The 616-nt window shown below is 31.8% G+C and carries 1 protein-coding gene; it reads left to right on the forward strand.

Annotation, left to right across the window (positions count from 1 at the left end; genetic code table 11):
• Nucleotides 1–616 (forward strand): hypothetical protein (locus GQR46_RS20380; RefSeq protein WP_206009748.1); only part of this gene is annotated, 616 nt, incomplete at both ends.

The raw sequence follows: 616 nt of genomic DNA on the forward strand, positions 1-616 counted from the left end.
CGGAAGTGTATTTGGAATTGAACCAATTATAATTGAATCATGCTGGAGAATTGCCGAAGTTGATCTCAATAGATTCAGCTCCTATATTAAAAATCAAAAACCTAATTTGACTAATGTTCAGATACTAAATAATACCAACTTATTAAACCTCAATAACAATGGTCAAAGGCAATTAAAAGAACTTGAAAGAGAGATTTTTAGTTTAATATCTGAAAAACTGAATGTAATTTGCACTTGGTTTAAAAAGCCTCAAAGTGCATCACCAAAAGCTTCATTAAGCTTACTCTACAAAGCAGTTGTTTCTGAGGTCCAACAGACTTTTGATAATTTCAATCCAGATACTGATTTTGATGAGAAGGATGATATAGATCTTTATGGTGGAGTTTATCATCTGTTCTATGATGCACTATACGTTATTATATTTAACGCTGCAAAGCATGGGAAATATCAAGGTAACTTAATCAGAAGCTTCGAAATTATAGAAGTAGATAAGAAGCGATTGCTCTACTTCAAAATTAAATCTGAAATTAAAGAATCAAGCAACGAATGTGGTGTATTAAAACAACTCACAGTATTGCCAAGTGATAACTTAGAAAACGCACAAGTTACTGAGAAC

The sequence above is a fragment of the Pseudoalteromonas sp. Z1A6 genome (assembly GCF_011378745.1).
GTDB lineage: Bacteria > Pseudomonadota > Gammaproteobacteria > Enterobacterales > Alteromonadaceae > Pseudoalteromonas > Pseudoalteromonas arctica.